The organism is Pseudomonas sp. AC463 (assembly GCF_979253585.1).
This window is the reverse complement of record NZ_CEEDDZ010000008.1, coordinates 18,441-42,834: the sequence shown is the minus strand read 5'-3', so window position 1 is coordinate 42,834 and position 24,394 is coordinate 18,441. Positions and strand designations below refer to the sequence as shown.

Sequence of the window (24,394 nt, the reverse complement as noted above, 5' to 3'; positions counted from 1 at the left end):
CCATGAAACATTTACCCCTGTTGGCGGGCCTGTTCGGCTGCCTGCCTGTCTGCGCCTGGGCCATCGAGCTGGCCCCCACCACCATTGATGGCGAACAAACCGCCGAGCCCGGCCTGGCCCTGGACCAATCCAGTGGTGTGGCATCGCGGTTGGGATTGAGCGTGCGGGAAACGCCGGCGTCAGTGGCGATCGCCAATCGCAGCGATATCGAGCGCCATGGCGCCAAGACCTTCCGCGATGCGGCCAACACCTTGCCCGGCGTCAACGCCAGCGCGCCGCCGGGTTTTGGTGGGTTTGTGTCGTATCGCGGGTTTACCAGCAGCCAGATCACCCAGATGTTCAACGGGATCAATGTCGCCACGGGGTTGGCCCGTCCGGTGGACGCCTGGATTTATGACCGGGTGGAACTGGTGGGCGGCCCCTCCTCGCTGATCAACGGCGCCGGTTCCGTCGGCGGCTCGCTCAACTACGTGACCAAACTGGCCACCCGTGAAGAACAGGCCGCCGAGGGCCAGCTCACCTATGGCAGCTATGACACGGCCGGCATGGCCTTCGGCGTCAACCACGCGCTGACCGAACCCGGCGCCGACGTGCAGCATTACGCGCGCCTGGATGTGAGCCGCAATACCAACCACAGCTATATCGACCGCGATCAACGCGACGCCTGGAGCCTGGCGTTTTCGCTGCTCAGCGACCTCACCCCCAACCTGTCCCATACCCTGGCGCTGGAATATCAGGATGAGCATGAAGACAGCCCCTACTGGGGCACGCCGGTGCTCAACCCCAAGGCCGGCGAGCTGAAGATCGACAAGCACAACCGTTTCAACAATTACAACGTCGCCGATGGCCGCTACGAGCAACGTACGATCTGGGCGCGCTCGATCATCGACTATCGCCTCAACGACAGCACCACACTGAAAAACACCCTCTACCACCTCGACAGCCAGCGCGATTACCGTAACCTGGAAACCTACCAGTACAACGCCGACAACAGCGCAGTGAACCGCTCCACCGCGTACCAGGTGCGGCATCAGGGCGAACAGAATGGCAACCAGTTCGAGCTGCGCCACGACGCCAGCCTCTTTGGCTTATCGACCACCTGGTCCGGCGGTTTCGAATACAAGGTCAACAGCACCACCAACACGCCACTGAATGTAGCGGGCAACAGCACGGTGGACCCGAACAACTTCGACCCCGGCCACTTCTACGACATCCCGCGCACCCGGGAAAACTTTGGCAAGGACAAGACCAGCGAGGTCACCACCAAAGCCTTGTTCGTGGAGAACCGCCTGGGCCTCACCGATAAACTCTCGCTGCTGACCGGGCTGCGCTACGACGCCATCGATCTGGATGTGACCAACCACCGCGTGGTCACCGCCACCAACCCACGGCACTTCAAGCGCAGTTGGGAACCGCTGACCGGCCGCGTGGGCCTGACGTACCAGTTCGTCCCCTCGGCCAATGTGTATGTGCAATACAGCACCGCCGCCGAACAACCGAGTACCACCACCCAAGTCTTCGATGTGTCGACCGGCAAGCAATGGGAAGTCGGCAGCAAGTTCGATTACCTCGATGGCCGAGGCTCTGCCACCGTGGCCGCCTACAAAATCGAGCGCAAGGACTTTGCCGTCACCGACCCGCTGGATCCCACCAGCAGCATTGCGGTGGGCGCTCAGTCTTCCAAGGGTATCGAGCTGGCCAGCTCGTTGCGAATCACGCCAAGGCTATTGGCAGAAGGCAACGTTGCCTGGGTGGATGCCGAGTACGACGAGTTCAACGAGAAGACCGCCAGCGGCGCCGTGGTGTCGCGCAAGGGCAATACGCCGACCAACGTCCCCAAACGCGTCGGCAACCTGTGGCTGACCTATGACTTTGCCGAGGACTGGCAAGGAGGCGTGGATGTGCGGTATGTGGCGCAGGTGTATGCGGACAACGCCAATACCCAGACGGTACCGGCCTACACGCTGTTCGGAACCTTCGTGCGCTATAAGGTGGACGCGCACACCTCGGTGACCGGCCGGGTTCGCAACCTGACGAATGAGGTGTATGCCGAGTTTGCGCATGTGTCGCCAGCGTATTACCTGGGTTCTCCAAGAACCTTCGAGCTGGCTATACAAACCCGGTTCTAAGGCTGGATGGAGCGGCTACTTCAGGCTCGCCTCAACCTTTTGCGCCACTTCCTCGGTCAACCAGGCTTTCCACACTTCCGGATGTTCCTTGAGGAACGCTTGCGCCACATCCCGTGGCGCGCTGTGGTTCTCGCTCATCGTCGCCAAGGCTTTGTTCAAAGGCTCAATCGGAAACTCGACCTTTTCGAAAAATTCGGCAATCTGCGGGTGAGCCTTCTGAAACGGCGTGGACACCCCGATACTCAACTTGGAGGCCAGGGAACGCGTGGGTTTGGGATTCGGGTTGTCCGCATCGGTCAGCGTCTTCCACGCCTGCGCATCAAACGGCGGCTCTTCCAGCTGGATCAACTTGTAGCGGCCCATCAACGGGGTCGGCGACCAGTAGTAGAACAACACCGGCTTGCCGCGACGGATGGAAGAGGCAATCTCGGCATCCAGTGCCGCCCCGGAGCCGCTGCGGAAATTCACGTAGCTGTCGTCCAGGCCATAGGCCTTGAGCTTCTGCTTGTTGACCACTTCCGAGGTCCAGCCGATAGGGCTGTTGAGGAAGCGACCCTTGCCTGGGGATTCGGGGTCCTTGAACACATCTTTGTAACGCGCCAGGTCCTGTACGCTCTTGAGTTCCGGGGCGAGCGGCTTGATGCCTTTGGCCGGGTCGCCCTTGACCACGTATTCCGGCACCCACCAGCCTTCGGTGGCGCCCTTGACCGTATCGCCCAGGCCCACCACTTTGCCTTCGGCCTCGGCCTTGACCCACACCGGGCTGCGGCCGGCCCACTCTTCGCCGATCACCTGGATGTCGTTCTTGGCCAGGGCGGTTTCCAGGGTGATGGTGGTGCCGGGCAAGGTGTCGGTGGGCAAGTCGTAGCCCTTCTCGACAATCACCCGCAGCACTTCGGTGATCAGGCTGCCGCTTTCCCAGTTCAGGTCGGCGAAATGTATCGGCGCCTCGGCGGCCGAAGCCGGCAACGTCATCACCGACAGCCCAAGGGTTGCCAGGGCCGCAGCCAACAGCGTTCTCAATCCTTTCATGCCTTCGCACCTCGCGATCTCGCAGCCAATAGCGGACGGCTTTGCTGCCAATGCGCGAAGCCTCTGAATAGTTAAGTCAACTCAACTGTAGTAGAGGTTCCGGGAGATAAGCCTATACGCGGTGTTTATCAATCACTCACTGGCCTTGAAGGTCACCAGCTCACCCTTGCGCCACTTGGCGGCCTTGCCAGTCACGGCCTTGAGGGTCTTGGTCAGGCCTTCCTGCAGTTGCTCATTGGCGGCAAACACCAGCATCACGCTGTGGCCTTCCTTGAACACGATGCCCTGGCCCTCGGTCGAAGAAACAAAGGCGTAGTCGCCCAGGCCATAGACCGTCAACTTGATGTCACGGAACTTCAATTCAAACTTGCCGCCTTCGCGACTGGGCAATACCGCTGCGCGAAAGTGATCACCCACTTTGAGTTCAAGACGTTGTTTGTCATCGACCACCAACGCCGCCTCTGTATCGATTTCCGCGATATAGATGCCTTCGGGCGTCTGCTCTGTTACGTAAACAAAACGAGATTGAAACTGTTTGACCAACTTTGCGCGCAAATCACCCAGCACGAATAACGCGTGCATATCCAGATTACTGACTGCCAAGGAAACGCCCCCACATCGAAAAGAGCACTGTCCGCCAGAGCGGGCAGCACGAAAAAACCGGCCATCACGGCACGAGCACACCACACATTCACTGAAAAAAAACTGAAGAAAATCCCGTTGCAGCGCCGTAAGACTAGTACAGGCGTGCGCGATGGACCTTGTGCAAGGTCATCAGGCATCACAGGAGATCACAGGTTCAACGGCCCGAGAATACGGCCCGACCAACTTCAGAGAATAACCCTATTAAAAACGCAGTTTTCCGACATCAACACAAAAACACATACCTGGGCATGGAACCAGGCGTCGGCTGCCGACGACAATACTAAAACAGCTGCACAGGTCAAAACTACTCAAAACACTACAGATGGGTCAACTGGATAGATCGAAAGGAGCAGGCCATGCAACGTCCGCACTCTAACGCTATGTCTTCGCGTACTCGCTCATCAAGTCAGCACGAGGCTCAATACTACCCCTTGCAAGGCCATGATGGGTGCCCGTATGCGGTTCTTTACCAAGTCGTACCCGCCGGCAGAAACTTTTTCCATATCCGTGAAGTGACCAGCGGGCGAATCAAAGGCTTTCGCAGTGACCATATCCAGGCCTGCGAACTGGCGAAAAAACTCGAAACCATCCTGCATGAACCTCACGGCGGCATCGTTTCGTCACCCCGATGACTTTACTGCGCCGCCGACCCGCAACAACTGCCATACTGGCCCGTCCACTGAAGTTTGTGCCTTCGGCCCAGGTTTCTACCAGTGCAGTTATCTCCAAGGGAAGGCTATACGTGACGGAATTTGATATCGGCGAATTTTTCATCCATGGCGACGCAAGAGAGGTAGAGGGCGAGTTCCAGGCAGTCATCGTGATGCGGGCCAAGCCTCCGCTGAACACCATCACCACGCACCAAGTGGAAAAAGATCGCTGGTTCAAGACTGTCGAAGCCGCTTCCATCGCCGGAAAAGAGGCCGCCCAGGCCCTGAAAAGCGCCGTGGACTCAGGCGCACTGAACGCCTGAAGACTTCCAACAGAACTATGCAGCGTCACAAGCCTCCCATGCATAACGCCCCCCACCCTTGCATGGAGAACGATATGGACGCGCCAATCCCTACCCTCGAAACCCTGTTCGAACAACTGGGCCTGGATTCATCCCCGGAGGCCATCGATGCGTTTATCGTCGCGCATCCTTTGCCCGAGGACGTGAAGCTCATCGACGCGCCATTCTGGTCACCGCAGCAGGCGCAGTTTCTCAAGGAAGAACTGCGCGAAGACGCCGACTGGGCGATGGCGGTGGATGAGCTCAACCAGCGCCTGCACCAACCGCACTGACCTCTAGGGCCCGCCCTTGGCCGCCTCGGGTTTATAGCCCAGGCGCAACCCGCCCCAATGCCGGCCCCTGAGCATGATCGGCACCGACAGGTCATGCATCAGCTCGCCGGTGTCGCGCGTGTAAGTCTGTAGCAATACGGCCTGTTGATGGCTGCCACAGCGAATGCCGGTGCGGTCTTCGAATTTGCGTTTGGTGCGGTTCTGCACCGCATCCACCTGCGCATCGCCGGTCAGCGTCTGGGAAAACGCCTTGTTGTGCGTAGGCACATAACCTTGTGGCGTGCAGGCAATGGCAAACACCAGCCCTTCGTGGCGCGGCAGCAATGCTTCCTGGATCGCCGGCAAGACCTGGTCGGTGTAGCCGTCGAACCGGCTGTGGTATTTGCTTGGGCGGGTGTTGGGGATCAGCGTGTAGCTGCGGTCGAACAGGTCATCCAGGCTGATGCGATTGTGCTGCACATCGGCCTCGAACTGCTCGGCGATGCGGCTCGCGCCTTCGCGCGCGAGGTCGTAGATGCGCTGGTGATAGTCATCCAGCCCGACTTCCGCCAGGCGCTCGCTGATGGTTTCGGCTTGCCCTTCCATCTGCACGGCAGCATCGGCCAATTGACGGGTTTGCTGGTCGCTCACGGCCAGGTCGCTGCGCATTTGCTCCACGGCATGGAACAGGCTGTCGAGTTGGGTGCGGTTGGTGTCGGTGCCCTGGGCGATTTCGCTGACCTGGCCTTCCACATCCGCGGCCAGGCTGGCGATGCTGTGCAGTTGCTCGCCGGCGTGCTCCACCTGTTCGACACCGGTGTGCAGGTCTGCCGACAGTTGGCGAATCTGCTCCACTACCTGGGCGGTGCGCTGCTGGATATCGGCGACCATCACCCCGACTTCATCGGTGGCCGTGGCGGTACGGCCTGCCAACCCACGCACTTCATCGGCCACCACGGCAAAACCGCGCCCATGTTCACCGGCACGCGCCGCTTCAATGGCGGCGTTAAGCGCCAGCAGGTTGGTCTGGCTGGCGATGGACTGGATCACCAGGGTCACCCGCTGGATTTCCTCGCTGCGCTGGCTCAAGGCTTCGATCAGCTCACGGCTGGCATTCGCACGTTGGCTGAGCTGGTGCATGCGGGTAATCGACTGGGCCAGCACCTCACGGCCTTCGGTACTGCGCCGGTGGGCCTGGCTGGCGGCCTCAAGGGCTTGACGACTCAGTTGAGAAGTGACCTTTTCCGTGCTGATCATCACTTCGGCGCTGCTGACAATCTGCTTGGCCGCACCCAATTGCGACTGCAGGCGCGCCGCCAGTTGCTTGACCGAGAAGGCCACGCCGGCAGCGGAGAGCGCATTGTGGCTGGTGGTATAGGACAGATCGCGAGTCAGCTCGCCAATCGCATCGATAGCTTCGGGCGGGGCCGTGCGCGCAGAGCGGTGTTTAAGCGTGGGCAGCCAGATCACCAGCAAGGACAGTGGCAGGCAGAGGTAGAGCGGCAGGCCGGCAAACCCCAGGCCCAGCAGGATCAGCACCAGGGCGGTGCTCTGCAGCAGCGGCGTCAGCCAGCCGGGCAGCCCGCGTACCACCGTTTGCGGCGGTACTGCTGCGCCCATCAGAGATCCGTCTCCAGCCATCTTCGTTACCCCGCTGCTTGTCATTATTGTCGCTGCATTAAACGCCACTATCGGGCCATTATCCATGGGCCTTTAGTGGGGTGGCTTGCAGCAAATCAATAGAGCGGGCGTAACCGGTGTTGCTCCGGGGCGCAAATGCGCGCGCCCCAGCTTCAGCGCATCAGGCTTGGCGCTGGTGCTTGTCGATCTGCTCGTGGCGCTCTTGCGCTTCGATGCAGTACTTGGTGGTCGGGCTGATCAGCAGGCGCTTGAGGCCGATAGGCTCGCCGCTGTCATCACACCAGCCAAAGGAATCTTCCTTGATGCGTTCCAGGGCACGCTCAAGCTGCGGCAGCATGCGCTGGTCGCGGTCGATGGCGTTGACCAGCCAGGTACGCTCTTCTTCAACGGAAGCGGCGTCGGCCGGGTCGGCCGGGGTGTCCAGGCTTTCAATGGCGATACGGTTCTGCTCAATGCGCTCGTGGTGTTCCACTTTCATGTCTTGCAGCAACTGCTCGAAAAAAGCGTGCTGTTCGGCATTCATGTAGTCATCCGCCGGCATGGCCAGCAACTTTTCCTTTGTCATTGATTTCTCTATAAAAAATACGTGCATTAAGGCGAATAAGGGAGCGTTCCGGCCGACCTCTGCAGGTCTCGGAAAGGCGCCGTCCATTCCAAGCGCCACCCGGCACTCAATTTACGAGGGGCGGCAGTCTAAGGCCGACTTGAGGGCGCAGCAACTGAAATGACAGGCATTTTTTCCGATATAACCCCAAAAGGCACCAGGACGGGCTTGGCGAACGGTCATCGGAGTGCGTTTATAGCAAGAAATTCAAGTTTGTGGAGCTATATAGAAGACAAACGGTTCGAACTGCCTGGTGATTTTCAAATGTGGGAGGGGGCAAGCCCCCTCCCACATTTAGCTCTTCACCCGCTTCAAGTTCACTCAGCGCTTTAGTTTGCGCTTGTTGCGGTATTGGTCGATCACCACCGCTACCACGATGATCAAGCCCTTGATGATGTCCTGGATATACGCATCCACCCCCACAAAGGTAAACCCGCTGGCCATCACGCCGAGGATCAGCGCGCCGATCACGGTGCCGGTGATGCGCCCTACCCCGCCTGCCAGGCTGGTGCCGCCGATGACCGCTGCGGCAATCGCGTCCAGCTCATAGGACATGCCCATGCCGGCCTGGCCGGTCGCAGCGCGGGCCGAGGCCACCACACCGGCCAGGCCTGCGAGCAAGCCGGCGATGCTGTAGACGATGATCAGATGGCGCTTGACGTTGATCCCCGAGGTGCGCGCCGCCTGCATGTTGCCGCCGATGGCGTAGGTGTACTTGCCGTACTTGGTGTAGCGCAGGGCGATATGGAAGATCACCGCCACCACCAGAAAGATGATCACCGGCATCGCGCCATGGCCGATGGCCGTGTAGGAATCCGAGAGCATGCTCACCGGCTGGCCTTCGGTGTAGTAACGCGCCAGGCCACGGGCCGAGACCATCATGCCGAGGGTCGCAATAAATGGTGGGATACCGGTGACGGCGATGATGCTGCCGTTTATCGCCCCCGCCAGCAGCCCGACACCCAGGCCCATCGCCACCGGAATCCACACCGGCAAGTCAGTCAACGACGGGAACACCGCCCGGGAAAAATCGGAGGTCTGCGCCAAACTGGCGGCGATCATCGCCGACAGCGCCAGCACCGAGCCCGAGGACAAGTCGATCCCCGTGGTGATGATCACCTGGGTCACGCCGATGGCGAGCAGGCCAATGATCGACACTTGCAGGATCATCAGCACCAGGCGCTGGGAGTTCATCAAAAAGCTCTGGTCGCGCACGATCCAGCCGAACACCTCAAACACCAGGCCGATGCCGATCAGCACCAGGAAGATGCTCAGCTCGGTCGGCAGTCGCCGGCGGTTCTTGACCGGGGCCGTGGCAGGCTTGTTGTCTGTTATTGCGTTCATAGCCAATCACCTTCTTATTCTGTGCAATTCTTCAGTGGACCACGGACATGCCCGAGGCCAGCTGCATGACTTTTTCCTGGGTCGCATCCGCGCGGTCCAGGGTGCCCATCAGTTCGCCCTCGTGCATCACCATCACCCGATCGCTCATGCCCAGCACTTCGGGCAGCTCCGAGGAAATCATGATCACCGCCATGCCTTCGCTGGCGAGGAAAGAGATCAAGCGGTAAATCTCGGCCTTGGCGCCGACATCGATGCCACGGGTCGGCTCATCGAGAATCAGCAACCGTGGGTTGGTCATCAGCCAGCGCGCCAACAAAGCCTTTTGCTGGTTGCCGCCGGACAAGGTGTCGATGCACTGCTCCAGCGAAGGCGTCTTCACCCGCAATTTCTTGCACATGTCTTCGCACAGCGCGCGCAGGGCTTTCTGCTGGATAAACCCGTTGCCCGAATAGTGTGGCAGCACCGCCATTTCCATATTTTCCAGCACCGACAGGCACGGGAACAGGCCACTGAGCTTGCGGTCCTCGGTCAGCAGCGCGAAGCCTTTCTCGATGGCCATGTGCGGGTCGCTGATGCGCACCGGCTTGCCGTCGAGGGTGATTTGCCCACCGTCGCTTGGGGTGATGCCAAAAATGGTTTCCGCCACGTTGGTGCGGCCGGAACCCATCAGCCCGGCGATGCCGAGGATCTCGCCGGCATGCAGGTCGAAGGACACGTCCTTGAACACCCCGTCCAGGCGCAGGTCGCGTACCGACAGCAGCAGCTCGCCAATCGGCGTCTCGCGCACCGGGAACAGCTGGCTCAGCTCACGCCCCACCATCATCGAGATCAGGCTGTCGCTGTTCATGCTGTCGGCACGTTGCAGGCCGATGTAGTGGCCGTCACGGAACACCGCGACTTCATCGGCGATGGCAAACACTTCGTTCATTTTATGCGTGATGTAGACGATGCCTTTGCCCTGGGACTTGAGGTCGGCAATGATCGAAAACAGGTGGGCCACTTCCTTCTCGGTGATGGCCGAAGTCGGTTCATCCATGATCAGGATGTCGGAATCGTAGGACACCGCTTTGGCAATCTCGACCATCTGCCGCTCGGCGATGCTCAGGTTGCCCACGTGTTCCTCCGGGTCCAGGTTGATGCGCAAGCGCGCCAGCAGCTCGGCGGTGCAGCGGTGCATTTCGCGGTGGTTGACCATGTGCAGGCTGTTGAGCTGCTCGCGGCCGATCCAGATATTTTCGGCGATGCTCATGTGCGGCATCAGGTTGAGTTCCTGGTGGATCATCGCGATCCCGGCCTTCTGCGCCGCCAGCGGTGTTTCAAACACGATCGGCTTGCCACGCAGGCGGATTTCGCCGGCGTCGGGCTGGTAGATGCCGGCGATGATTTTCATCAGCGTCGACTTGCCCGCACCGTTCTCACCCATCAGCGCCAGCACGGTGCCGGGGCGCACCCGCAGTTGCACGTCGGCCAGGGCCACGACGCCGGGAAAGCCTTTGCTGATGTTGACGATTTCCAGCAGGTAGGGTTCGTCCAGCGGCAACGGCTGGATACCGGGGGGCTGCGACACAGCGGCTTGAGCGAGCATAGGGAGGTACTCCATCGGCAAGGCGGGCACGACCGCCCTGCCGGCTTATTGTTGTTATGTAAGGGCTACTTGAAGTCTTTGACGTTGTCCGGCGTGATCAGCTGGAACGGGATCACCACGTTCTGCTCGATAGGCTCGTTCCTGGCCATCTTGCGCGCGGTTTCTACCGACTTGTCGGCCTGGCCCTTGGCGTCCTGGAAGGCCGATACGGTCATGTCGCCCTTGGTGATCGCGTTGAGGCCATCCGGCGTACCGTCGACACCGGCAATCAACACACCTTTCTTGCCGGCCGACTTCAGGGCCATGGACGCACCAATAGCCATCTCGTCATTGTTGGCCAGCACCGCGTCAAAATCGCGGCCCTGGGTCAGCCAGTCGTTGACCAGGGTCATGCCCTTGTCACGCAGCCAGATACCGGTCTGCTCCTGTTCGATCTTGATGCCGGGGTACTTGGTCAGAACTTCCTTCACGCCTTTGGTACGGTTGGTGGTGGAGTTGTTTGCCAGGTCGCCCAGCAGGATCACGATGTTGCCCTTGCCGCCGAGTTTCTCGGCGATGTATTGCATTTGCAGCTTGCCGGCCTCGACGTCATCGGACACCACCGCCGCGACGCCTGGGGCCAGGGTCGGGCTGTCAGGGCGGCGGTTGACGAACACCAGCGGGATTTTCGCCGCGGTGGCGGCCTTGATGATGTTGGCCGTCGAGGCGGTGTCCACCGGGTTGACGATGATTGCGTCGACCTTCTGGCTGATAAAGTTCTCGACCTGGCTCAGTTGTTTGACCACGTCGGCGCGGGCGTCTTCGAACTGCAGCTGCACGCCGTCACCCTTGGGGTAAGACTTGGCTTGCTTGTCCATGTCCTCGCGCAGGTAGGTCAGGAAGGTGTCATCGAAGGCGGACATGCTCACGCCTATCTTCAGGTCAGCGGCCGAGGCCACACCGCTGGCGAGCAGCATGGATAAAGCCAGTGCGGTAAAACGGATCGGGGTCTTCATGAACGGTCTGTCTCCACTTTCTTGTTGGTTTTTTGGACGTTGCGTTTATCAGAGCTCGGCGGGCAGTCGAACGACCGGCGCGCCAGGGATGCAGCAGACCAGCGCGCCATGGTTTTCGACGCACAGCACATTAAGGAAGGAGAAGTAGAACGGCCGAGCGCGGGGCAGACCGCGTGGCGTGTGGGCAGGGCGTAAAACTCGCAGTACAGCGTTGAAGATTTTCATCTGACGGTACCTGGTTGTTTTTGATCTTGTTTTTGTTGAGTCGCCGGGGTCGAGCCCTGGACGTACTTTATGCAACCTGGAAAAGACTTTATTGGAAAATAATTTCCATATCAACCTGTTTTAGAATTTTATTCTATTTTTGTTGAAACCACCTGCTGGCGCTCGGCGCTCAGGCGTGCGGCGTCCAATATACGGGTGGTTTCCAGCGCGTCATAGGCGTTTACCGGCAATGGCCCCTGCCCTTGCACGGCGGTTTGCAACTGGCGATAGAACTGCGTCCAGCAGCCTTTCTCCGACGGCACGCGTTCGCGCTCCGAACCTTGCTCGAACCAGCCCCAGCGCCGATGCTCCTCGGCGCCCCAGTGTTCGCCCTCGGTTTTCGGCGACTTGCCGGCCATCAGCGCCTCTTCCTGGCCATCCAGCCCTTCCACGGTGTAGCAGCCCAAACTGCCACTGACGCGAAAACGCGGGGCCTGGCTGTTTTGCAGGGCATTACCCCATAGATGGGAAATCACGCCGTTGGCGTGGGTCAGGGAAACGAAGAAGCCGTGGTCCAGCGTAGGGTATTCAGGCGTGAACTGCAGTTGCGCGAACACCCGGTCGACCGGGCCGAACAGTTGCAGCGCCTGGTCGACCAAGTGGCTGCCGAGGTCGCGCAGCCACCCGCCGCCGCTGGCATTACCCACCGCCTGCGGGCTGTAGCGTTCCACACGGGATTCGAAGCGGGTGATGGTGCCCAAGGCGCCGGCGTCGATAAGTTTGCGCAAGGTCAGGTAATCCGAGTCCCAGCGGCGGTTCTGGTAGACGCTTAGCAATACTTCATGGCGCTCGGCGGCAGTGATCAGGGCCTGGGCTTGTTCGGCGTTGGCGGCGAAAGGTTTGTCGCTGACCACTGCGACGCCGTGTTCGATGGCTTCCAGCACCAGCGCCGGGCGGCCTTTGAGGGTGGTGGAGATGACCAGGGCGTCGACGCCGGCTTCGACGATCTGGCCGATGCTGTCAAAGGCCGGGATGCCTGGGTGGTCGGTATTTAACTGCTGGCGGCGTTCGGGGGAACGGGTGACTACTCCGACGAAGGTTGCGCCGGGCAGTGTTGCAATAAGCGGCGCATGAAAGAAGCGCCCTCCGTGGCCGTAGCCGACTAGTCCGATTCGCATACATTTACTCCAAACTTGAACTGGAAACCCAATTCAAATGTGGGAGGGGGCTTGCCCCCGATAGCGGTGGGTCAGGTATAGGTTTGTTGACTGACACACTGCCATCGGGGGCAAGTCGAATCGTCGCACCGCCCCTCCCACATTTTTGACCGAGTTTCTTCAGTGGGTTAGCCGTAGAAGTGCGGGCGATCAGGGAGGCTGACCTTCACAATCTGCTCACTGCTCTGCGCTTGAATACACGCATCCGCCGCCACCGCCGCCGCAAACCCGTCCCACGCCGACGGCCCACCCACCTGCCCGGCGCGTACGCTGTCGATAAACGCCTGCAACTCCACGTCATAGGCGCCGATAAACCGGTCCTTCCAGTCCATCAGGATTGCGTTGGACAACTTCGCGTCACTGCGCAGTTGCACCTGGGACGGTTCCGGCAGTTTGGCGATACCGGTCTCCCCCACCACTTCACACTGGATGTCGTAGCCGTATTGGCAGTTCACAAACACTTCCACGTCGATGCGCGTGCCCTTGGCGGTTTCCAGCAGCACGATCTGCGGGTCGCGCAGGTGGGCCAGGGCCTTGCTGGTCTTGCGTGGGAACACCACTTGTACCGACACGTAGTCGTCGTTGAGCAACCAGCGCAGCACGTCGAGCTCGTGGATCAGCGTGTCGGTGATCGCCATGTCGGTCTTGTAGTTCTCGCCCACCGTCGGGTTGCGGTGCGCGCAGTGCAGCATCAACGGCTCGCCGATCTGGCCGCTGTCGATCACGGCCTTGAGGGCGCGATAACCTTCGTCGTACGGGCGCATGAAGCCCACTTGCACCAGGCGTTTGCCGTGGGCCACTTCGGCCTCGACGATCTTGCGGCAGCCTTCGGCGGTGACGGCCAGGGGCTTTTCACAGAACACCGGTTTGCCGGCGGCGATGGCAGCCAGCACGAACTCTTCGTGGCTCGGGCCCCAGGAGGTCACGAGTACGGCTTCAACCTGCGGCGAATTGATCAACGCGTGGCCGTCCGGGTACACCTCGGCATCCAGCTTCAAATCGGCGACGACCTTGGCGGCTTGCTCAAGGTTGATGTCGGTGACGGCCACCACCTGGCTGTTGAGCAGGGTCTGGCTGCAACGACGAATATGGTCACGGCCGATGGCACCGGTACCGATCACTCCAAGCTTCAACGACATACAAACACTCCTCTTGTTATTAGTACTGCCGGGCCTTCGCCAGGTGTTCATTGAGTTTTTTTGCCGCGGCGTTCGTGCGTTCGCTGGTGGACACCTGCGCCACGCCGACCCGCCACCACGACAGGTAGCCGTGGATCATGGTCTTGGGCAGGACCTTGATATCGATCAGCGTGGACACGGTTTGCGTGCGCGCATCCGCCAGCGCCTCTTGCAGTTGCTCCACGGTGCTGACCTTGTAGGTCTTGCAGCCATAGGCCGCCGCGCTCATGGCGAAATCCACCGGCACCAGGCCGCCGTCGAGCTTGCCGCTCTCGGGGTTGCGGTAGCGGAACTCGGTGCCGAAGCTGTCCATGCCGTTGCCGATCTGCAAATTGTTGATGCAGCCGAAGGCCATGTTGTCGAGCAGCACCACGTTGATCTTGCGCCGCTCCTGGATCGAGGTGGCCAGCTCCGAGTGCAGCATCATGTAGGAGCCATCGCCGACCAGGGCGTAAACCTCCTTGGTCGGTTCGGCCAGCTTCACGCCGAGCGCGGCGTTGATCTCGTAGCCCATGCATGAATAGCCGTATTCGACGTGGTAGGTGTTCACGCCCTTGCTGCGCCAGGCGCGCTGCAAGTCGCCGGGCAGGCTGCCGGCGGCGGCAACGATGATCGCGTCGTCGGCCAGGGTGTCATTCAACACACCGAGCACACGGCTTTGGGTCAGGCAGGAACCGGTCAGCTCGATAAATTCGCGCAGTACGGCGCGGTCCAGGTGGTCGTCGACTTCCGGCACGAAGCCGTCGCCGTCATATTCCACCTGATGCACGCGATCCACTTCAGCCTCCAGCTGCGCCTTGGCCTGCGCGATCTGCTCGCCCCAGCCGGAGCGGTAATCACCCAAGGCATCCGCCAGCGCTTCGAGGGCGACCTGGGCGTCGGCCAGCACCTGCACAGCGTCGAGCTTCAAGGCGTCGGCAGGGCTGATATTGAGGTTGAGGAACTTCACGTCGGCGTGCTTGAACAGCGACTTGGACGAGGTGGTGAAGTCGGTGTAGCGGGTGCCGATGCCGATGATCAGATCCGCCTCGGGCGCCAGCAGGTTGGCCGCCAGGCAGCCGGTTTCACCAATGCCGCCGAGGTTCAGCGGGTGGCTGGAGACCACCGCGCTCTTGCCCGCCTGGGTTTCGGCGAAGGGAATATCAAACCGCTCGGCAAACGCCTGCAGCGCCGCATTCGCTCCGGAATACTTGACCCCGCCACCGCAGATGATCAGCGGCTTGCGCTTGCCGCGAAAGGCAGCCAGCGCGTCGCCGATCATCGCCGTGGTAGCCGGGCGACGGTCGATGCGGTGCACGCGTTTTTGCAGGAAGTAGTCCGGGTAATCCCAGGCTTCGGCCTGTACGTCTTGCGGCAACGCCAGAGTCACCGCGCCGGTTTCCGCCGGGTCGGTGAGCACGCGCATGGCGTGGATCGCCGCCGTCATCAACTGCTCGGGGCGGTTGATGCGGTCCCAGTATTTGCTTACGGAGCGGAACGCGTCGTTGGTGCTGATGCTCAGGTCGTGGAACTGCTCGATCTGTTGCAGCACCGGGTCAGGCTGGCGGCTGGCGTAGACATCGCCCGGCAATAGCAGCAACGGAATCCGGTTGGCCGTGGCGGTCGCGGCGGCGGTGAGCATATTCGCCGCGCCGGGGCCGACAGAGGCCGTGCATGCATAGATCTTGCGGCGCAGGTGCTGCTTGGCGAAACCGATAGCGGCATGAGCCATGCCCTGCTCGTTGCGGCCCTGGTGCACCACCAAATCGCCGCTGTCCTGCTCCAGGGCCTGGCCCAGGCCCAACACGTTGCCGTGGCCGAAAATGGTGAAGACCCCGGCGACAAACTTGCTCTGCACGCCGTCGACTTCGATGTACTGGTTGTCCAAAAACTTCACCAGGGCCTGGGCCATGGTCAGTCGAGTGGTGGTCATGTCGCGCCCCTTAACGATTTTGCAGGTGAGCGATGCTCGCCCCCAAGGCCTGCTGGATATCCGCCAATTCATGCACGCTGGTCGCAAACGGCTCGAACGACAGGTAGCCGCTGTAACCGGTGCTGAGCAAGGTGTCGATCTGCGCGGCATTGCCGAGGATATCGCCCTCGCCCACCAGCACGCGGTGGCCGTCGCGGATCGAGTTGAGCGGCGCCTCGGCATCTTCCACGCCGGAGATATGCACCAGCCCGGTCAGTTCCGGGAAGAATTCATGCTCGTTGGCCAGGTGGTGATGGAAGGTGTCGTGCACCACACGGAACACATCCAGGCCGCCGATGGACTTGATCGCGTCGACCGCCACGCGCTTGCGGCGCAGGGCAGATTCTTCGAAGCCCAAGGGTTCGACAAAACCGAGAATCCCGTGCTCGCGCAGAATAGGCGCCAGCTCGCTCAGGGCAGTGCGCAACCCGGCAGCGCGCTGGGCGTCGTTGCGGGTGTCGCCGGGTTCATTGAGCGGGCACATCACCAAACCCTGCGCCCCGCATTCACGGGCGTAAGTGGCGAGCTTGAGCGCCTGGGCACGGCGTTCGTCGTTCCACACATCAAAGGGGTACAGCGCGTTGATCGACAGCACCTTAATGCCCTGCACCGCGCACAACTCACGCACGCGGCTGGCCGGGGTGCCGTATTCGATTTCGCGGTTCTTGAGGTCGTTGCGGATCTCGATGGCATCGCACTTGAGCGCGGCCGCCAACTGGATGAAATCCGGCAGGGACAGGTTGGGCGCGACCATGCGGTTCAGGGCAAAGCGTAGAGGCGACTTCATTATTGTTGTTCTCCGTCCAAACCGTTTAGAGGTCCAGCAGCCAGCTGTGCTGCGGGTCGTTGTGGAAATGCCAGGCGCGTTTGGGCCCGGCCATCACGTTCAGGTAGTAAGACTCATAGCCATACGGCACGCTGACCGGGTGGTACCCCTTGGGCACCACCACCAGGTCGCTGTTTTCCACGGCCATGGCCTGGTCGATGCTGCGGTCGTCGGTGTACACGCGCTGGAACACGAAGCCCTGGGGCGGGTTGATCTGGTGATAGTAGGTTTCTTCGAGGAAGCTCTGGTGCGGCAGGTCGTCGGTGTCGTGCTTGTGCGGCGGGTAGCTGGACGAATGCCCCGACGGCGTGCGCACTTCCACCACCAGCAGCGAGTGGGCTGGCGAGGTGTCCGGCAGGATGTCGCACACGTAGCGGGTGTTGGCGCCCTTGCCGCGCACGCTGCGCTTGCAGTCTTCGGGGCGAATCAGGCGGGGTTCGTAGCCTTCGGCCCCGGGCGCGGCGCAGACGGCAATCTGCACATCGCTCAAGGCCGTTACCTGGGCGTCGGTGCCCGGCGGCAGGTAGGCGGCGAACGGTGATTTTTCTTCGAAGACCGACTGGCGATCACCGAGGTTCTGCCAGTTGAAGCCTTCGCCCTCGATGTTGACCCGGCCGCTGAGCAGCACCAGGCACAGCTCTTTATCACCGGCGCTGACCGGCAGGGTTTCGCCCAGGCTCAGGCGGTAGGCCTTGAACCCTACGTATTCCAGGCGGCCCTCTTCCAGGGCGACCATGGTTTGCCCACGTTTGCTGCTTTTGACCAACAGGCTCATCACTGGGTCCTCTCGCTGAGAAGTGCGCGCAGGGTGTCGTAACCCTTTTTCGCATAGATATAGCTGGGCGCCACGGCCGGGTCCTGCTCGGCTTCGACCACCAGCCAGCCTTCGTACTTCGCCGCCAGCAGCTCGTCGAGTAACGGCGCGAAGTCGATATCACCGTCGCCGGGCACGGTGAAAGTGCCGTTGACGATGCAGTCGGGGAAGCTCCACATCTGGTTGCGCGCCAGTTGCACCACCGGTTTGCGCACGTCCTTGAAATGCACGTGGCACACGCGGTCGATGTGCTTGCGCAGCACCTCCAGCGGTTCGCCGCCACCCATGTAGCAGTGGCCCGAATCGAACAGCAGGCCGACTTCCGGGCCGGTTCTTTTCATCAATTGATCGATGTCTTCGGGGGACTCGACGTAGGCGCCCATATGGTGGTGGTAGGCCAGACGCACGCCCTGGGACAGGGTGAAACGCGCCAGCTCAGTGAGCTTGTCGGCGTAGTCCTGCCAGGCCTGTTCGCTGTGCAAGCGCGGACGTTCGATCAGGCGAATGCGTGAACCCTGGATCGAATCGGCGACTTCGCCGTAGACCAGTACTTTGGCGCCGTTTTGTTTCAACAGCTCGACGTGGCCGGCGATGGCTTCGATTTCTTCGGCTACCGAGCGGTGTGCGAGGCGGCTGGAGTACCAGCCGGAGACCAGCGCGAGGTCATAGGGGCGCAGCACGTCGCCGACGCCTTTGGCGTCCTTGGGGAATTTGCCGTTGAGTTCAAAGCCTTCGTAGCCGATTTCCTTGCCTTCGCTCAAGGCGGTGCTCAGGGGCGTTTCACCGCCCAGGGCCGGCAGGTCGTCGTTGCTCCAGGAGATCGGGTTGATGCCAATTCGGATTGCGGGCATGGCTGCACCTTTATTATTTTCAGGTATTACTGAGATCTGCTTTCTGCTTTATGTGGGAGGGGGCTTGCCCCCGATAGCGGTGGATCAGTTAGAGATGTGTTGCCTGACACACTGCTATCGGGGGCAAGCCCCCTCCCACATTTGATTGCATTCCACATTTAGAACTGTATTTAGTTTCGAGCACTGCGCCAGGCGTTGATGAGCTGTTCGAAGGTGGCCTGGACTTGCTGGATCAGGGTTTCATCGTCGATCTCGCCCGCCATCCACGCTTTGCTGGGTTCCTGGAAAATCGTGCGGCCCACGGCAAACCCACGGCAGGTGGTGCTCAGGCGTGCTTGCTGGAAACCGTCGGCGAGAAACTCCGCCGAGGCGTTCAGACCCAGCAGCACTACGCCACGGCAGTACGGGTCGCGCTCATTGATCAGTTCGTCGAGCTTTTTCCAGTCCTCGGCCGATTGCGCTTCAATCTTCCACCACGCCGGGTAGATGCCCAGGTTGTACAGGCGCTTGAGGCTGCGGTAGAGCACGTCCGGGTAGGTCGAGGGGTGATCCTTGGGCGGGATGACTTCCAGCAGCAGTTCATGCCCACTGACCAGCGAGGCGTCGTACACCGCCTTGAGTTGCGCTTCCTGTTCCAGGCGCAGCAACGGCTCGTCATCCGGGTGGTATTGCACCAGGCACTTGATGATTTGCTCTTGGGGCCAGGCGATCAAATTGCTGCCGAGCGAGCGCCCGTGCTCAAACGCCAGCGGGCGCGAGTTCTGCACTTCCACCGGGCGCGCGATCCACCAGCCGCGACCGCTGGCGGCGTTGAGCGCGTCCTGGCCGAAGCGTTGGTCGGCCAACAAGCCCACGTCAGCCTCGACGCCCTGCTCGGCCAGCTTGGTTTCCACGCGTTCGATGGCCTGGATAAACAGCTGCTTGATCTCGCTGATGCGCGCCGGGTCCTGGCCGCCTCTTTGCGCCAGGTCCACCAGTTGCCAGCGATGGTCGAAGGCAAACACGAACAGCTGCTTCCAGGCCTTGCGCGGCACGGTGACACGGTGCAGGCGTTGCAGGGTCAGGTCCTGGTCGGGCCGGGTAATCGGCACCGGGCTGTTGAACAGGTAATCCAGCTCGGCAGGGGTCGGCATGGCCGGGGCGCAGGCATGGCGTGACACCACCAGGCCGCCGCAGGCATTCGCCAACTGGCTGCAGCGCTCGTCGCTGGCGTCGTTGATCCAGCCGCTGAGGAAGCCCGACATAAACGCGTCGCCGGCGCCCAGCACGTTGAGCACTTCCACGCGCACGCCGGGGTAGATCGCGCCGTCTTCCAGGCGCGCAGGGATCGCGCCGTGGATCACCGTGCAGCCCTGCGGGCCGAGCTTGACCACCAGGGTCGCCGGCGTGAGTTCACGCACGGTGCGCAACGCGGTGAGCAAGTCTTCACTGCCGCCGGCGATCAAAAATTCTTCTTCGGTGCCGACGATCAGGTCAAAACGCGGCAGGATTTTCTGCACGTGCTGGCTGACATTCTGGTCGGCGACAAAGCGCGTTTCGCCATCGGCCTTGCCCGCCAGGCCCCACAGCACCGGGCGGTAGTCGATATCCAGCACACGCTGGACGTTGTGCTTGGCGGCGTAATCCAGCGCCTGGATGCTGGCCTTGTACACGCTGTCGGTGGAGAAATGCGTGCCGGTGATCAGCAAGGCTTTGCTGGAGGCAATAAAGGCTTCGTTGATGTCTTCGGCGCGCAGGGCCATGTCGGCGCAGTTTTCGCGGTAGAACACCAGCGGGAAGGTTTCGCGGTCCTTGAGGCCCAGCAGCACCAGCGCGGTGAGGCGTTCCGGGTCGACCTTGATGCCGCTGACATCGCAGCCTTCACGGGCCAGGGATTCCACCAGGAAGCGACCCATGTGGTCGTCCCCTACCCGGCTCAACATCGCCGAGCGCAGGCCCAGGCGGGCGGTGCCGAAGGCGATGTTGGCGGAGGAACCGCCGAGGTATTTGGCGAAGCTGGACACGTCCTCAAGCCGCGCACCCACTTGCTGCGCATAGAGGTCGACGCCCAGGCGCCCGAGGCAAATCAGATCCAATTGACGCCCACTGGCAAAACGAGTCTGGCCCATGCTGGCTCCTGTTATTTTTATCAGCCTGCGTTGTGCCGCCGTGGCGACGGCAAACGCTCTTGGTGGGAGCAGACTAGAACGTCCGGCGGCGGCAATCAATATTTATTCCATAATTATTTTTAGTGGAATATTTTTTCCAATAAGCCAGCATAATGGCATGCCAGCCGCCGTGCATCGTTTCAGCAGGCCACGGGGGCCGTGATGCCGGGGTATTTTTTTGCGCCTACCCTGTAGACTTGCGCCACCCATCAGCGCATCAGAAGAACAAGCCAGAAGGATTGCCCATGTCCCGCACCGATCCCGAGACGAACCTGGAAGACACTATCGCCAGCCCTCCGGTGAATGCCGAACGTCTGTTGCAGCTGATTACCGACGAATACGAAAGCCTGCCGCGCCAGCTCAAACGCATCGCCAGTTATATGAGCCAGCAAAGCGACCGGATCATGGTCGACCGCATCAGCGATATCGCCCGCGAGTGCGAAGTGCACCCGTCGGCCATCGTGCGTTTTTCCCAGCGTTTCGGGTTCAGCGGGTTCAGTGAGATGCAGGCATTGTTCCGCGAGGCCTACACCCACAAGACCACGCCGGTGCAGAACTACCAGCAGCGCATTCGCAGCATGATCGCCAACAAGTCGCAGAAGGCCAGCGGCGGCGACCTGGCCCGCGAATGCGTGAATGCCACCCTGTCCGGCATCGAGCGCCTGGGGCTGGAGCTGGATGATGTGGCGTTCGACAAAGCCGTGGACCTGGTGGTCAACGCCGACAATATCTACGTGGTCGGTGTGCGCCGCTCATTTGCCGTGGCCGATTACCTGGTCTACAACCTGCAGCACACCAACAAGCGCATCCACCTGATCTCGGGCCTGGGCGGCAGCTATCGTGAGCAGATGCGCAGCGTGCGCGCCAATGACCTGGTGATTGCGATCAGCTTCACGCCCTACGGCAAAGAGACCCAGCATTGCCTGCGCATTGCCCAGCATCATCAGGCCAAGACCTTGATCATCACCGACAGCAACCTGTCGCCGCTGGCCAAGCGGGCGAACGCGGTGCTGTTGGTGAATGAGGGGTCGTCGTTTGCGTTTCGCTCGTTGAGCGCGACTTTGTGCCTGTGCCAGGCGTTGTTTATCGCGGTGGCGTATCGGTTGGAGTTGAAGGTGGATGAGATTCATGAGCAGGTTGGGTTTGACGACTGATCGCCAGTAACGCGGTTAAAGCGCGGCCATGAAAACGGATCTGCGCAAGGGTCAGCGCCGTGTAGCCGATAATCACCGCCGGCGGCAGGCGCGTGTCGACGCAGAACTTGCCCAACGGCTGTAGCGTCAACCCGACGGCGGCGGCGCGGCTGCAAAAATCGTCTTCGGCCACCCCCGCCGGCAACCACAACACAAAGTGCAGCCCGGCTTGCTGGCCGCTGACGGTGCAGTGCCCGCCCAGGCAGTCGAGCAGCGTGTCGCGGCGGGCCTGGTAAGCCTGGCGCGAGGCGCGCAGGTGGCGCACAAAGGCGCCGCTGCGCAGAAACTCGGTCAAGCCCGACTGGTCGGTGGCGCCGACTGAATGCCCGGTCAGTTGCAGGGTACGCAGCAGCGGCCGACGGAGTGCCTTGGGTACCACCATGAACCCCACGCGCAAACCGGGGAACAGGTTCTTGTTGAAGCTGCCGCAGTAGATCACCCGGTCGCCGCCATCCAGGGATTTAAGGGCCGCCAGCGGCGCGCTGTTGTAGTTGTATTCGCTGTCGTAGTCGTCTTCGACCACCCACGCCTCGGCGCGCGCAGCCCAGTCCAGCAGCGCCAGGCGGCGCGACACCGACAAGGTCATGCCCAACGGCGCCTGGTGCGCCGGGGTGACGTAGGCCAGGCGCGCGTGCTCGGGCAGTTGCGCAGTGTCGAGCCCCTCGGACGTGACGTTGATCGCCTGCACCTGCGCGCCCGCCAAGGCAAACAAGCGCCGCGCCGGTGGATAGCCGGGGTCTTCCACACAGGCGATATCGCCGGCCGTGAGCAGCGTACGCGCAATCAGGTCGAGGGCGTGGCGAATGCCGGTGGTGACGATCACCTCATCCGCCTCGCAATGCATGCCGCGATAACTGCGCAGGTACTGGGCGATCTGCCCGCGCAGGTCAGGCAGGCCGGCGGGGTGCGCCGCTTCGAGCACGCCCGGGCCTGCCGCGAGCAGGCCACGGGAGATGCAGCGGGCCCAGGTTTTCAGGTCGAACAGGCCGGCGTCGGGGCGGCGCGCCACAAAGGGCACGTGGCTCTGCACGCCGCCTGGCGGGCGGTCCACTTCCAGGGCTCGGCGCGCCTTGAGCTGAGGTTTATGCGCCGCAATGAATTGCTCGGGGATTACCGCGCACACCCGCGTGCCGGAACCTGCCACCCGCTGCACATAGCCTTCGCTGTGCAACCGCTCGAACGCCGCCTCAAGGGTGCCGCGCGACACCAGCCAACGCTCGGCCAGGCTGCGGGTCGACGGCAAGCGACTGCCCGCCGGCAGCTGCCGATTCAGAATGGCGGCGCGTAACGCCTCGTAGGCACCTTGCTGCTTGCCTGCATCCAGCGCGTCAGGGCGCGGCAGGTCGAGCATCGATGCGGCTTTTCCTCGGCTCATAGTGGTCCAGTCCTTTGCGCCATAAGTGGCTCTCAGGATTAAACCACACTACCGCTAGAGTTCGGGCTCTACTCCTTGCCAAGAAGCGTCCCATGACTCAACGCGCCCTCTCCTCCTGGTTCTGGCTGGTGCTGCTGACCGTGCTGATCGGCCTGCCGCGCATCACCCTGGACCTGCACCTGCCAGCCCTGCCCGCCATGGCTGACTACTTCCAGAGCAGTGACAGCCAACTGCAACTGACCCTCACGCTGTACACCCTCGGCTCGGCGATTTCGCTGCTGGTGAGCGGCCCATTGACCGACCGTTTCGGCCGGCGCCCGGTATTGCTGGCCGGGCTGTTGCTGTATGTGCTGGCCACCGTGGCCTGCGCCTTGGCCGACAGCCTTGCGGTGCTGATCGTCGCCCGCCTGTTCCAGGCCTTGGGCGGTTGCTGCACCACGGTGATCGGCCGGGTGATCGTGCGCGACTACTTCGACCGCGACGAACAGGCGCGCCTGCTGGGCCTGATCTCCATGGCCATGGCCATCTCGCCCATGGCCGCGCCGGTGCTGGGCAGCCTGATGCTGCCGTTTATCCACTGGCGCGGCTTGTTTGTGCTGCTTGGCGTGATCGGCGCGGTGCTGTACCTGGTGGTGTACCGCCGCCTGCCGGAAACCCGCCCGCCGCACGTCGCCGCCGCGCCGCCGAGCAACCTGCTGCGCATTTACGGCCAACTGCTGCGCGACCGGCATTTCCTGCGCTATTCCCTGGCCATCGGCTGCGTGTACAGCACCTATTTCCCGTTTATCAGCGAGTCCTCGGCGCTGCTGCAGCGGGGTTTTCACCTGTCTGCCACGGCTTATGCGCTGGTGTTCGCGGCGACGATCAGCGGCTACATGCTCGGCGCCAACCTGTTCCGTCGCCTGGTGCTGCGCGTCGAGCCGGACCAGTTGATCAGCGCCGCCATCGCCCTCAATGTGCTCGGCAGCCTCCTCCTCGCAGCTGCGACCACGGCGTTGCCGCAGCAATGGCTGGCGATTGTGCTGCCGATGGTGGTGATCATGGTGTCGGTGGGGATGGTGATTCCGGCGTGCCAGCTATCAGTGCTGCAGCCCTATGGTGCGATTGCCGGGACGGCCTCGGGGTTGTTCTTTTTCACCCAGATGTTCCTCACGGCGGTGAGCAGTTGGGCGACCGGGCTGCTGTCTGACGGAACGTCACAACCCTTGGTAATCATGACCTCAGTGGCCAGTCTTTTGCTCGTCGCAACCTGGCTGACACTGCGCCAAACAAAATGTGGGAGGGGGCTTGCCCCCTCCCACAGTGGATCCTGGCTTGACTCAGGATCAGTGCATGAAGATTGCGATCAGAATGATGACCGGGATAGGTACACCGAGGAACCACAGCAGTAATGAGCGCAT

At 61.6% G+C, this 24,394-nt stretch carries 23 protein-coding genes; 7 read left to right on the top strand and 16 right to left on the bottom strand.

Annotated elements, in window-relative coordinates:
- The first annotated feature begins 2 nt into the window (after positions 1-2).
- Complete coding sequence (locus AC0IYH_RS11915; RefSeq protein WP_471834475.1) at positions 3-2,129, top strand: TonB-dependent receptor; 2,127 nt, start codon at positions 3-5, stop codon at positions 2,127-2,129.
- Between the two features lie 15 nt (positions 2,130-2,144).
- On the opposite strand, the gene AC0IYH_RS11910 is transcribed toward AC0IYH_RS11915, so the two are convergent.
- Together AC0IYH_RS11910 and AC0IYH_RS11905 are read right to left on the bottom strand one after the other, a co-directional pair.
- Positions 2,145-3,161, bottom strand: a complete 1,017-nt coding sequence (locus AC0IYH_RS11910) for an ABC transporter substrate-binding protein (protein WP_471834473.1) — start codon at positions 3,159-3,161, stop codon at positions 2,145-2,147.
- A 132-nt stretch (positions 3,162-3,293) separates the two neighbouring features.
- Positions 3,294-3,743, bottom strand: coding sequence for a hypothetical protein (locus tag AC0IYH_RS11905; protein ID WP_177411987.1), 450 nt, complete (start codon positions 3,741-3,743; stop codon positions 3,294-3,296).
- 419 nt (positions 3,744-4,162) lie between these two features.
- Between AC0IYH_RS11905 and AC0IYH_RS11900 the strand changes: the two genes are divergently transcribed.
- The 3 genes from AC0IYH_RS11900 to AC0IYH_RS11890 all read left to right on the top strand — a co-directional run bounded on the left by AC0IYH_RS11900 (position 4,163) and on the right by AC0IYH_RS11890 (position 5,090).
- Positions 4,163-4,438 (top strand): hypothetical protein, encoded by a 276-nt coding sequence (locus AC0IYH_RS11900; RefSeq protein WP_165842723.1) that lies wholly within the window; start codon positions 4,163-4,165, stop codon positions 4,436-4,438.
- A gap of 110 nt (positions 4,439-4,548) precedes the next feature.
- A complete protein-coding gene (locus AC0IYH_RS11895; RefSeq protein WP_116630485.1) occupies positions 4,549-4,779 on the top strand; it encodes a hypothetical protein in 231 nt (76 codons plus the stop codon).
- Between the two features lie 74 nt (positions 4,780-4,853).
- Entirely contained in the window at positions 4,854-5,090 is a 237-nt protein-coding gene (locus tag AC0IYH_RS11890) for a DUF2789 domain-containing protein (RefSeq protein ID WP_116630484.1), read from the top strand.
- Between the two features lie 3 nt (positions 5,091-5,093).
- Here AC0IYH_RS11890 and AC0IYH_RS11885 read toward each other — a convergent pair whose 3' ends face one another.
- The 13 genes from AC0IYH_RS11885 to AC0IYH_RS11825 form a co-directional block, all read right to left on the bottom strand.
- Positions 5,094-6,326 (bottom strand): methyl-accepting chemotaxis protein, encoded by a 1,233-nt coding sequence (locus AC0IYH_RS11885; protein WP_471834645.1) that lies wholly within the window; start codon positions 6,324-6,326, stop codon positions 5,094-5,096.
- A 544-nt stretch (positions 6,327-6,870) separates the two neighbouring features.
- Entirely contained in the window at positions 6,871-7,275 is a 405-nt protein-coding gene (locus AC0IYH_RS11880; protein ID WP_010564800.1) for a TraR/DksA family transcriptional regulator, read from the bottom strand.
- A gap of 360 nt (positions 7,276-7,635) precedes the next feature.
- Entirely contained in the window at positions 7,636-8,658 is a 1,023-nt protein-coding gene (locus AC0IYH_RS11875; protein ID WP_094952516.1) for an ABC transporter permease, read from the bottom strand.
- 31 nt (positions 8,659-8,689) lie between these two features.
- Positions 8,690-10,243 (bottom strand): sugar ABC transporter ATP-binding protein, encoded by a 1,554-nt coding sequence (locus tag AC0IYH_RS11870; protein WP_116630482.1) that lies wholly within the window; start codon positions 10,241-10,243, stop codon positions 8,690-8,692.
- Positions 10,244-10,308: 65 nt separating this feature from the next.
- The gene (locus AC0IYH_RS11865; protein ID WP_116630481.1) at positions 10,309-11,238 is read right to left on the bottom strand and encodes a sugar ABC transporter substrate-binding protein; all 930 of its coding nucleotides are present in this window, start codon (positions 11,236-11,238) and stop codon (positions 10,309-10,311) included.
- Between the two features lie 48 nt (positions 11,239-11,286).
- Entirely contained in the window at positions 11,287-11,463 is a 177-nt protein-coding gene (locus AC0IYH_RS11860) for a hypothetical protein (RefSeq protein ID WP_163034651.1), read from the bottom strand.
- 128 nt (positions 11,464-11,591) lie between these two features.
- Positions 11,592-12,620: a Gfo/Idh/MocA family protein gene (locus tag AC0IYH_RS11855; protein WP_471834469.1), complete on the bottom strand. Its 1,029-nt coding sequence runs from the start codon at positions 12,618-12,620 to the stop codon at positions 11,592-11,594.
- Positions 12,621-12,787: 167 nt separating this feature from the next.
- Positions 12,788-13,798: a bifunctional inositol 2-dehydrogenase/D-chiro-inositol 1-dehydrogenase gene (iolG, locus tag AC0IYH_RS11850; RefSeq protein WP_471834468.1), complete on the bottom strand. Its 1,011-nt coding sequence runs from the start codon at positions 13,796-13,798 to the stop codon at positions 12,788-12,790.
- Between the two features lie 19 nt (positions 13,799-13,817).
- Positions 13,818-15,749, bottom strand: coding sequence for a 3D-(3,5/4)-trihydroxycyclohexane-1,2-dione acylhydrolase (decyclizing) (gene iolD / locus AC0IYH_RS11845; protein WP_471834466.1), 1,932 nt, complete (start codon positions 15,747-15,749; stop codon positions 13,818-13,820).
- A 10-nt stretch (positions 15,750-15,759) separates the two neighbouring features.
- Complete coding sequence (locus AC0IYH_RS11840) at positions 15,760-16,575, bottom strand: TIM barrel protein (RefSeq protein ID WP_116630477.1); 816 nt, start codon at positions 16,573-16,575, stop codon at positions 15,760-15,762.
- 25 nt (positions 16,576-16,600) lie between these two features.
- Positions 16,601-17,389 carry a 5-deoxy-glucuronate isomerase gene (gene iolB / locus AC0IYH_RS11835; RefSeq protein WP_116630476.1) on the bottom strand — a complete coding sequence of 263 codons (789 nt, stop codon included), beginning with the start codon at positions 17,387-17,389 and terminating at the stop codon, positions 16,601-16,603.
- Positions 17,389-18,279: a myo-inosose-2 dehydratase gene (iolE, locus tag AC0IYH_RS11830; protein WP_116630475.1), complete on the bottom strand. Its 891-nt coding sequence runs from the start codon at positions 18,277-18,279 to the stop codon at positions 17,389-17,391. The genes iolB and iolE overlap by 1 nt, the downstream gene beginning before the upstream one ends.
- Before the next feature lie 170 nt (positions 18,280-18,449).
- Complete coding sequence (locus tag AC0IYH_RS11825) at positions 18,450-20,387, bottom strand: bifunctional 5-dehydro-2-deoxygluconokinase/5-dehydro-2-deoxyphosphogluconate aldolase (RefSeq protein ID WP_471834463.1); 1,938 nt, start codon at positions 20,385-20,387, stop codon at positions 18,450-18,452.
- Here AC0IYH_RS11825 and AC0IYH_RS11820 point away from each other — a divergent pair.
- Complete coding sequence (locus AC0IYH_RS11820; RefSeq protein WP_133250602.1) at positions 20,386-20,589, top strand: hypothetical protein; 204 nt, start codon at positions 20,386-20,388, stop codon at positions 20,587-20,589. The two genes, AC0IYH_RS11825 and AC0IYH_RS11820, sit on opposite strands and share 2 nt — an antisense overlap.
- Positions 20,590-20,671: 82 nt before the next feature.
- Entirely contained in the window at positions 20,672-21,580 is a 909-nt protein-coding gene (locus AC0IYH_RS11815; protein ID WP_471834461.1) for a MurR/RpiR family transcriptional regulator, read from the top strand.
- Here the strand turns inward: AC0IYH_RS11815 and pdxR are convergent.
- On the bottom strand, positions 21,510-22,994 hold the full coding sequence (pdxR, locus tag AC0IYH_RS11810) for a MocR-like pyridoxine biosynthesis transcription factor PdxR (protein ID WP_471834459.1): 1,485 nt from the start codon (positions 22,992-22,994) through the stop codon (positions 21,510-21,512). The two genes, AC0IYH_RS11815 and pdxR, sit on opposite strands and share 71 nt — an antisense overlap.
- A 92-nt stretch (positions 22,995-23,086) precedes the next feature.
- On the opposite strand from pdxR, the gene AC0IYH_RS11805 reads away from it, so the two are divergent.
- A complete protein-coding gene (locus tag AC0IYH_RS11805; protein WP_471834458.1) occupies positions 23,087-24,385 on the top strand; it encodes a multidrug effflux MFS transporter in 1,299 nt (432 codons plus the stop codon).
- Positions 24,386-24,394: the final 9 nt, after the last annotated feature.

Bases quoted from the DNA above. Each gene is read 5' to 3' on its own strand.
- AC0IYH_RS11825 (WP_471834463.1), bottom strand. From the start codon at position 20,387: ATGGGCCAGACTCGTTTTGCCAGTGGGCGTCAATTGGATCTGATTTGC.
- AC0IYH_RS11840 (WP_116630477.1), bottom strand. From the start codon at position 16,575: ATGAAGTCGCCTCTACGCTTTGCCCTGAACCGCATGGTCGCGCCCAAC.
- AC0IYH_RS11890 (WP_116630484.1), top strand. From the start codon at position 4,854: ATGGACGCGCCAATCCCTACCCTCGAAACCCTGTTCGAACAACTGGGC.
- AC0IYH_RS11855 (WP_471834469.1), bottom strand. From the start codon at position 12,620: ATGCGAATCGGACTAGTCGGCTACGGCCACGGAGGGCGCTTCTTTCAT.
- AC0IYH_RS11880 (WP_010564800.1), bottom strand. From the start codon at position 7,275: ATGACAAAGGAAAAGTTGCTGGCCATGCCGGCGGATGACTACATGAAT.
- pdxR (WP_471834459.1), bottom strand. From the start codon at position 22,994: ATGAGCCGAGGAAAAGCCGCATCGATGCTCGACCTGCCGCGCCCTGAC.
- AC0IYH_RS11900 (WP_165842723.1), top strand. From the start codon at position 4,163: ATGCAACGTCCGCACTCTAACGCTATGTCTTCGCGTACTCGCTCATCA.
- AC0IYH_RS11865 (WP_116630481.1), bottom strand. From the start codon at position 11,238: ATGAAGACCCCGATCCGTTTTACCGCACTGGCTTTATCCATGCTGCTC.
- iolD (WP_471834466.1), bottom strand. From the start codon at position 15,749: ATGACCACCACTCGACTGACCATGGCCCAGGCCCTGGTGAAGTTTTTG.
- iolG (WP_471834468.1), bottom strand. From the start codon at position 13,798: ATGTCGTTGAAGCTTGGAGTGATCGGTACCGGTGCCATCGGCCGTGAC.
- iolB (WP_116630476.1), bottom strand. From the start codon at position 17,389: ATGAGCCTGTTGGTCAAAAGCAGCAAACGTGGGCAAACCATGGTCGCC.
- AC0IYH_RS11910 (WP_471834473.1), bottom strand. From the start codon at position 3,161: ATGAAAGGATTGAGAACGCTGTTGGCTGCGGCCCTGGCAACCCTTGGG.
- AC0IYH_RS11815 (WP_471834461.1), top strand. From the start codon at position 20,672: ATGTCCCGCACCGATCCCGAGACGAACCTGGAAGACACTATCGCCAGC.
- AC0IYH_RS11805 (WP_471834458.1), top strand. From the start codon at position 23,087: ATGACTCAACGCGCCCTCTCCTCCTGGTTCTGGCTGGTGCTGCTGACC.
- AC0IYH_RS11875 (WP_094952516.1), bottom strand. From the start codon at position 8,658: ATGAACGCAATAACAGACAACAAGCCTGCCACGGCCCCGGTCAAGAAC.
- AC0IYH_RS11870 (WP_116630482.1), bottom strand. From the start codon at position 10,243: ATGCTCGCTCAAGCCGCTGTGTCGCAGCCCCCCGGTATCCAGCCGTTG.
- AC0IYH_RS11915 (WP_471834475.1), top strand. From the start codon at position 3: ATGAAACATTTACCCCTGTTGGCGGGCCTGTTCGGCTGCCTGCCTGTC.
- AC0IYH_RS11820 (WP_133250602.1), top strand. From the start codon at position 20,386: ATGCTGGCTCCTGTTATTTTTATCAGCCTGCGTTGTGCCGCCGTGGCG.
- AC0IYH_RS11905 (WP_177411987.1), bottom strand. From the start codon at position 3,743: ATGCACGCGTTATTCGTGCTGGGTGATTTGCGCGCAAAGTTGGTCAAA.
- iolE (WP_116630475.1), bottom strand. From the start codon at position 18,279: ATGCCCGCAATCCGAATTGGCATCAACCCGATCTCCTGGAGCAACGAC.
- AC0IYH_RS11860 (WP_163034651.1), bottom strand. From the start codon at position 11,463: ATGAAAATCTTCAACGCTGTACTGCGAGTTTTACGCCCTGCCCACACG.
- AC0IYH_RS11885 (WP_471834645.1), bottom strand. From the start codon at position 6,326: ATGATCAGCACGGAAAAGGTCACTTCTCAACTGAGTCGTCAAGCCCTT.